9 protein-coding genes are annotated in these 6304 nt (G+C 71.3%); 4 read left to right on the forward strand and 5 right to left on the reverse strand.

The features are described from left to right. Positions 1 to 36: 36 nt before the first annotated feature. Together catA and catC are read left to right on the forward strand one after the other, a co-directional pair. On the forward strand, positions 37 to 912 hold the full coding sequence (gene catA, locus ACXJKL_RS11675) for a catechol 1,2-dioxygenase (RefSeq protein WP_457207223.1): 876 nt from the start codon (positions 37 to 39) through the stop codon (positions 910 to 912). A 4-nt stretch (positions 913 to 916) separates the two neighbouring features. Next, positions 917 to 1198, forward strand: coding sequence for a muconolactone Delta-isomerase (gene catC, locus ACXJKL_RS11680; protein ID WP_457207216.1), 282 nt, complete (start codon positions 917 to 919; stop codon positions 1196 to 1198). Between the two features lie 25 nt (positions 1199 to 1223). On the opposite strand, the gene ACXJKL_RS11685 is transcribed toward catC, so the two are convergent. Further along, positions 1224 to 1535 (reverse strand): hypothetical protein, encoded by a 312-nt coding sequence (locus ACXJKL_RS11685; RefSeq protein ID WP_457207217.1) that lies wholly within the window; start codon positions 1533 to 1535, stop codon positions 1224 to 1226. Positions 1536 to 1583: 48 nt separating this feature from the next. Further along, a complete protein-coding gene (gene mca / locus ACXJKL_RS11690) occupies positions 1584 to 2438 on the reverse strand; it encodes a mycothiol conjugate amidase Mca (protein ID WP_457207224.1) in 855 nt (284 codons plus the stop codon). A 134-nt stretch (positions 2439 to 2572) separates the two neighbouring features. Here mca and ACXJKL_RS11695 point away from each other — a divergent pair, with 134 nt between their 5' ends. Then, on the forward strand, positions 2573 to 2977 hold the full coding sequence (locus tag ACXJKL_RS11695; protein ID WP_457207218.1) for a DUF4307 domain-containing protein: 405 nt from the start codon (positions 2573 to 2575) through the stop codon (positions 2975 to 2977). Positions 2978 to 3034: 57 nt separating this feature from the next. On the opposite strand, the gene ACXJKL_RS11700 is transcribed toward ACXJKL_RS11695, so the two are convergent. After that, positions 3035 to 3259, reverse strand: a complete 225-nt coding sequence (locus ACXJKL_RS11700) for a hypothetical protein (protein WP_457207219.1) — start codon at positions 3257 to 3259, stop codon at positions 3035 to 3037. Here ACXJKL_RS11700 and greA point away from each other — a divergent pair. After that, complete coding sequence (greA, locus tag ACXJKL_RS11705; protein ID WP_457207220.1) at positions 3228 to 3725, forward strand: transcription elongation factor GreA; 498 nt, start codon at positions 3228 to 3230, stop codon at positions 3723 to 3725. The two genes, ACXJKL_RS11700 and greA, sit on opposite strands and share 32 nt — an antisense overlap. A gap of 117 nt (positions 3726 to 3842) precedes the next feature. Here greA and ilvA read toward each other — a convergent pair whose 3' ends face one another. Continuing rightward, entirely contained in the window at positions 3843 to 5063 is a 1221-nt protein-coding gene (ilvA, locus tag ACXJKL_RS11710) for a threonine ammonia-lyase (protein WP_457207221.1), read from the reverse strand. Next, positions 5056 to 6304 (reverse strand): AI-2E family transporter (locus tag ACXJKL_RS11715; RefSeq protein ID WP_457207222.1); only part of this gene is annotated, 1249 nt, incomplete at its 5' end. The genes ilvA and ACXJKL_RS11715, both read right to left, overlap by 8 nt.

Genomic DNA, 6304 nt, shown 5'->3' on the forward strand with positions numbered 1-6304 from the left:
CTCCAGAAGGCACCACCTCATCCAAGGAGCACCGCCATGAGCAGCACCACCAGCCCCGTCCACGCGCCCGAGGCGACCGCGGCCGCCTCGGGCGCCAGCGCCACCGAGCGCTTCCACGCCGACAAGTCGCCGTACGCCGCAGTCAAGGACGTCCCTGTCGAGCGCGTCGACGCGATGGCCCGCGAGGTCCTCGACGCGATCTACGCGACGGTCCGCAAGCACAAGGTCACCTACGACGAGTTCAACGCCCTCAAGGCCTGGATGATCGGGGTCGGCGAGGACGGCGAGTGGCCGCTGTTCCTCGACGTGTGGTTGGAGCACGTCGTCGAGGACGTCAACACAGAGCACCGGGAGGGCAACAAGGGCTCGATCGAGGGTCCGTACTACGTGCCCGACGCCCCCGAGCGGGGCGCCGACGGCACCATCTCGATGCGTGACGACGAAGGCGGCACGCCGCTCACCTGGACCGGTCGGGTCACCTCCACCGACGGCTCGACGCTCGGGGGCGCCAAGGTCGAGCTGTGGCACGCCGACGCCGACGGCTTCTACTCCCAGTTCGCCCCCGGCATCCCGGAGTGGAACCTGCGCGGCACCTTCACGACCGGCGAGGACGGGGCCTTCGAGATCCATACGGTGCAGCCCGCGCCGTACCAGATCCCCACCGACGGCTCCTGCGGAAAGCTGATCAAGGCCGCCGGATGGCACGCCTGGCGTCCCGCGCACCTGCACGTCAAGGTGTCCGCGCCCGGCCACGAGCTGCTGACCGCGCAGCTCTACTTCCCCGGTGACGAGCACAACGACGACGACATCGCCTCGGCGGTCAAGCCCGAGCTGGTCCTCGACCCGCAGCAGCAGGCCGACGGCAGCGCGACCGTGGCGTACGGCTTCGTCCTCGACCCGACGCGGGGCTGATCGCGTGCTGTACCACGTACGGATGGACGTCCGGATCCCGCTGGACATGGATCCCGGGGTGAGGGCCGACCTGGTCGCCCGCGAGAAGGCCTACTCCCAGGAGGTGCAGCGCTCGGGTCGCTGGCCGCACCTGTGGCGGGTGGTCGGCGAGTACGCCAACGTGTCGATCTTCGACGTGGAGTCCAACGACGCGCTCCACGAGCTCCTGTCGGGGCTGCCGCTGTTCCCCTACATGGACATCGCGGTGACACCGCTCGCCGTGCACCCGAGCGACGTCGACGCCTGACTACGGCGTGGGCGGCTGACGCGGCTCAGGAGCGGTGCTCGACCCCGTCGTCTGGACGGGCGGTGGGCTCGTCACCGCCAGCACCGGCCAGCGGGTCGTCCCGGTCCAGGTCGGCGTCCTGCGGGGACGGGGCCGCGGTGCGGTCCACCGGCTCGTCGCCGTACAGCCCGGCGTCCTTGGCCGACTGCGCCTTGCGCAGCTGCTTGACCAGGCTGAAGCCGAGCACGGCGACCGCCACCGCGAGCAGCAGGAAGATGATCAGGGCCGTCCAGCCGGCCTTCACGTCCTCCGGCTCGGGGGTCTTGTCGGCCAGGGTGATCAGCAGCAGATCGAGCATGGGTCCAGTATCCGTCAGGTGCCTGAACGTCCCACCATCAGGGCCGGGTCAGGAGCCATCCGGCGTGATGCCGGCGAACAGGTCGTCCTCGGGGACCTGCGAGTCGACGTGGCTCACCACGAGCTCGTAGTCCTCGGTCGGCCAGGTCTTCTGCTGGATCTCGCGCGGGATCGCGAACCAGAAGCCGTCAGGATCGATCTGGGTGGCGTGCGCCAGCAGCGCCTGGTCGCGCACCCCGAAGTACTCCCCGCAGGGCACCCTCGTGGTGATCCGGTCGTCCCAGTCCGGCTCGCGCTCCCACTTCTTGAGCCGCTCCTCGTACGGCGACTCGAGCTCGTGGGCGAGCATCGCCTCGTGGAGGGCGTTGGTCTTCGCCCAGCTCCAGCCGTGGTGGTAGTAGAGCTTGGCCGGCTGCCACGGCTCCCCCGCGTCGGGGAACCGCTCGGGGTCGCCGGCCGCGTGGTAGGCCGCGACCGAGACCTCGTGGCAGCGGATGTGGTCGGGGTGCGGATAGCCGCCACGCTCGTCGTACGTCGTCATGACGTGCGGCTTGAAGTCGCGGATGAGTCGCACGAGCCGCTCGGTCGCCTCCTCCAGCGGCACGAGCGCGAAGCAGCCCTCGGGCAGCGGCGGCAGCGGGTCGCCCTCCGGCCAGCCGGAGTCGATGAAGCCCAGCCAGTCCTGCCGCACGCCGAGGATGTCGCGGGCGCGGTGCATCTCCTCGCGGCGGATCTCGGTGATGTTCTCCCACACGTCGGGACGGTCCATCTTGGGGTTGAGGACCGAGCCCCGCTCGCCTCCCGTGCAGGTCGCGACGTGGACGTCCACGCCCTCGGCGACGTACTTCGCGGTCGACGCGGCGCCCTTGCTCGACTCGTCGTCGGGGTGGGCATGCACGTGCATCAGGCGCAGGCCGGCACGGGGCCGGTCGGAGGCGGGCGCGGAGTGCGGCGCGGAGGTCGGCGCGGAGGTCGGTGCAGAAGTGCTGGAGGGGGTCTGCTGCGGCATGGCCGGAGTCTAGTTTCTAGGCTGGGGGCGTGAACCCAGGGCCGTCGACCACCGATCTCTCCGAGCGGTACGGCGCGCCCGCGCCCTGGCGGCGCCCCGTCCTCGTCGCCGCGGTCGCCCTGCTGGCCGCCGTGTTCGTCGGCTGGGTGCTGTGGGCGGCGTGGTCGCACGGCACCCCTGCGGTCGAGTCCGAGCTCGCCGCGTACGACGTCGCGGGTGAGCACGCGGCCACCGCCGTGGTCGAGGTCGCCCTCGACGACGGGGCGGACGCCAGCTGCCGGGTCCGGGCCCTGGCCGAGGACCACARCATCGTCGGAGAGCTCGCCTTCACCCCCACCGACGGACGCAACGACGTCGAGGTGCGCACCGAGCGACGGGCCACCAGCGTCGAGCTCATCGGCTGCACGACACCCGACCAGCAGCGCCCGCGCTGACGGCTCGGGCCCCGGCCCCCTCCCCCGGGGTGTGTGCTCGACCTGCACGCGCGGGCTTCAGTTGCTACTGTGGCAGCACTGCTCGACCGGCAGCGCCGGCCCGTCGTCGGCCGCGAGCGCCCGGACCGAACGCAGATCATCATCACCACCACCACCCACGTCGGGTGCGGATCGTCGCACCCACCACTGTTCTTCGGTTCGACACCGAATCGACACCGAAGGCAGATCGACACCGTAGGAGTACACCGCCATGACCCAGGACGCCGGCACCATCTGGCTCACGCAGGACGCCTTCGACAAGCTGCAGGGCGAGCTCGCGGACCTCAAGGGCCCGCGCCGCCAGGAGATCATCGAGAAGATCTCCGCGGCCCGCGACGAGGGTGACCTCAAGGAGAACAGCGGCTACCACGCCGCGAAGGACGAGCAGGGCAAGCAGGAGGCCCGCATCCGTCAGCTCGAGGACATGCTCCGGCGCGCCGAGGTCGGCGAGACGCCGCCCAACGACGGCGTCGTCGAGCCCGGCATGGTCGTCACCGTCCGGCTCACCGACTTCGACGAGGAGGAGAAGTTCCTCCTCGGCGCCCGCGAGAACCTCGCGGAGGGCGACAAGCTCGATGTCTACTCGCCGCAGTCCGCCATGGGTGCCGCGATCAACGGCAAGTCCAAGGGCGACTCGGTCACCTACTCCGCCCCCAACGGCAAGGACGTCACCGTCGAGATCCTCGACGCCGAGCCCTATCACTCCTGATCCGGCACCGCCGTTCCTGATCCGGTACCGCCGTTCCTGATCCGGAACAGCACCACTCGAGACCAGCCACGAGGCCGGTCGGGCCCCGCCCGACCGGCCTCGTGCCGTGTCAGGGGGTCAGGGGTAGACGCGGTAGCCGCGCTCGCGCAGTCGCGCCATGACGGTCTCGGCGTGCTCCACGCCCCGGGTCTCGAGCTGGACCAGCACCTCGACCTCGTTGAGGGTCAGGCTCGGCGAGATCCGTTCGTGTRCCACCTCGAGCACGTTGGCACCCGCCTCGCCGACCTCGTGCAGCAGGGCGGCCAGGCCGCCGGGCAGGTCGGGGATGACGACGCGGAGATAGAGGTAGCGGCCCGCCGCGACGAGACCGTGGCGGATCACCTTGCTCAGCAGCAGCGGGTCGATGTTGCCGCCCGACAGCACGGCCACGGCCGGGGTCTCGAAGGCGGTCGGGTCGTCCAGGATCGCCGCGACCGCGGCCGCGCCGGCGGGCTCCACGACCATCTTGGCCCGCTCCACGAGGGCCAGCAGCGCGCGTGACAGGGACTCCTCCGACACGGTGACGATCTCGTCGCAGTGCTCCTGGACGGCGGTGAACGTGATGTCGCCCGGACGCCCGACCGCGATCCCGTCGGCCATCGTCGTCATGGTGTCCAGCGGCACCGGCACCCCCGCCCGCAGGGAGCCGGGGAACGCGGCTGCTCCCTCGGCCTGCACGCCGACCACCCGGACGTCGGGGCGCAGGGCCTTGATGGCGATGGCCATGCCGGCGAGCAGTCCCCCGCCGCCGGTCGGCACCAGCACGGTGCGGACGTCGGGCTCCTGCTCGAGCACCTCCAGTCCCGCGGTGCCCTGCCCGGCGACGATGTCGCGGTGGTCGAAGGGGTGGATCAGCACCGCACCGGTCTCGTCGGCGAAGCGCCGCGCCTCGACGAGTGCGTCCTCCAGGTAGCGGCCGTGGAAACGCACGTCCGCGCCGTACCCGCGGGTCGCCTTCTCCTTGGGGATCGGCGCGCCCTCGGGCATGAACACGGTCGAGGCGATCCCCAGCGTGGTCGCCGCGAGGGCGACCCCCTGGGCGTGGTTGCCGGCGCTCGCGGCGACGACACCGTGCGCCCGCTCCTCGGCCGAGAGCCGGGAGATGCGCACGTAGGCGCCTCGGATCTTGAACGAGCCGGTGCGCTGGAGGTTCTCGCACTTGAGGCTGACCGGGCCTCCGGCCAGCGCCGAGAGCCAGCGCGACTCCTCCATCGGGGTGCGCACCGCGATGTCGGCGAGCACCTCGCGGGCCTCCTCGACGTCGCCGAGCGACACCGGCCTTGCCTGCTGGTCAGTCACGTGTCGTGCCCTTCGGTGGATGTGCGTCGGTGGTGTGCTCGTGCGGGTCGTGGGACTCACGCTCGAGACCCTCCTCGAGATCGTCCTCTTCGTCGTCGGTGGTCACCGGCGACTCGAAGTCCTCCCGCCCGGGATCCCGGGCGAGGTGGTTGACCACCGCGTTGCCGGCCGCCGCGAGGGGTACGGCGACGAGCGCGCCCGCGATGCCCGCCACCAGCACGCCGCAGCCGATCGCCACGATGACGCCGAGCGGGTGCAGGGAGACGAAGCGGCCCATCAGGAACGGCTGGAGGACGTGCCCCTCGATCTGCTGGACCAGGATCACCCCGCCCAGCATGAGCAGCGCGGTGATCGGGCCCTGGTCGACCAGGGCCACCAGGATGGCCACCAGGCCGGCCACGGTGGCGCCGACCATCGGGATGAACGCGCCGAGGAACACGAGGACGCCGATGGCGAGGACGAACGGCACCCCCAGGATCGCGGCGACCACCATCACGCCGATCGCGTCGGCGAGCGCGACCAGCACGGTTGCACGGACGAACTGGGTGAGCGAGACCCACGCGACGCGACCGGACCCGTCGACGTGCTCACGGGCGGCGCGGGGCGCCAGGCGCACCAGCCAGGCCCAGATGCGGCTGCCGTCGGCGAGGAAGAAGTAGGTCGCGAACAAGATGATGAAGAAGCCCGCCACGACGTGCCCCAGCACGGTGCCGACCTCGGTCACCCGGGTGACGGCGCCGCCCGCCCGGGACTGCTCGGTGATGGTGCGCTGCGCCGACTCGAGCCACCCGTTGAGCTGGCTGTCGCTCAGGTTGAGGGGGCCGGTCAGCAGCCACTGGCGGACCTGGTCGAGGCCCTCGACCACGGAGTCGGCGAGGTCCTGGGCACCGGTGGCGACCTGCTGGCCGACGTACGCCAGGAGCATCACCACCAGGGCGATGCCCACGACCATCACCACGCCGGTCGCGAGCGGTCGCGGCAGCCCGATCGACTGCAGACGGGCGACGGCCGGACCGACGAGCGCCGTGATGAGCAGGGCCACCGCGAGCGGCAGCGTGATGACGGCGAGGTAGGCGAGCACCCAGGCGATGCCGAGCATCGCCGCCGAGATGATGATGAGTCGCCACGACCACGCGGCCGCGAGGTCGAGTCCCCACGGGACCTGCGCACGGCTGAAGTTGCTGCTGCCGGTGGTGATCGCGATCGGCTCGGGACGACGCTCGGCACGCAGGGTGGACCAC

This window comes from Nocardioides sp. P5_C9_2 (assembly GCF_054049555.1).